The sequence below is a fragment of the Shinella sp. genome, from assembly GCF_052438155.1.
Classification (GTDB): Bacteria; Pseudomonadota; Alphaproteobacteria; order Rhizobiales; family Rhizobiaceae; genus Shinella.
The window spans coordinates 1-633 of sequence record NZ_JBQVPI010000110.1; the positions used below are offsets into that span (position 1 = coordinate 1).

General features: G+C 58.8%; 1 pseudogene. It reads left to right on the forward strand.

What is annotated here, in order from left to right:
* Window positions 1–28 precede the first annotated feature (28 nt).
* Window positions 29–633 (forward strand): annotated as a pseudogene (locus ACT6VE_RS34860) (IS6 family transposase); the annotation flags it as partial.

The following is a 633-nucleotide window of genomic DNA, read 5'->3' on the forward strand; positions in this document are numbered from 1 at the left end:
GTGTGGATCGGGACGATAGTCTACCGGCATGACGGAAGAGGTGTGCGCCCACTACAAACGTCACCGCTTTCCGGCCGAGATCATCGCGCATGCGGTGTGGCTCTATTATTGATTTCCGCTGAGCCTGCGCGACGTCGAGGACCTGCTTGCCGAGCGTGGCATTGACGTCTCGTTTCAGACCGTCGCAGAATGGGCAACGAAATTTGGCCTGAAATTCGCCCATCAACTTCGGCGGCGATCTTGTGGTCACTTTGCCGATAAGTGGCACCTTGATGAGATGGCCGTGGCGATCAAGGGGAAGAAGGACTGGCTGTGGCGCGCCGTCGATGCCAACGGCTACGTTCTCGATACTCTGCTGCAAAGCCGTAGGAACAAGGGTGCGGCTTTTCGGCTGATGCGTAAGCTGCTCAAAGGCCGGGGTATTGCCCCGCGCGTCATGGTGACCGACAAGCTGCGCTCTTACGCCGCCGCCAAAGCTGAATTGATGCCGGGCGTCGAGCATCGCTCGCACAAGGGTCTGAACAACCGCGCAGAAAATCCCCCCCCCTTCCTCTTAGACGACGAGAACGACGCATGATGCGCTTCAAGTCGACGCGGCAATGCCAGCGTTTCGTCTCAACCCACAGCCAGATC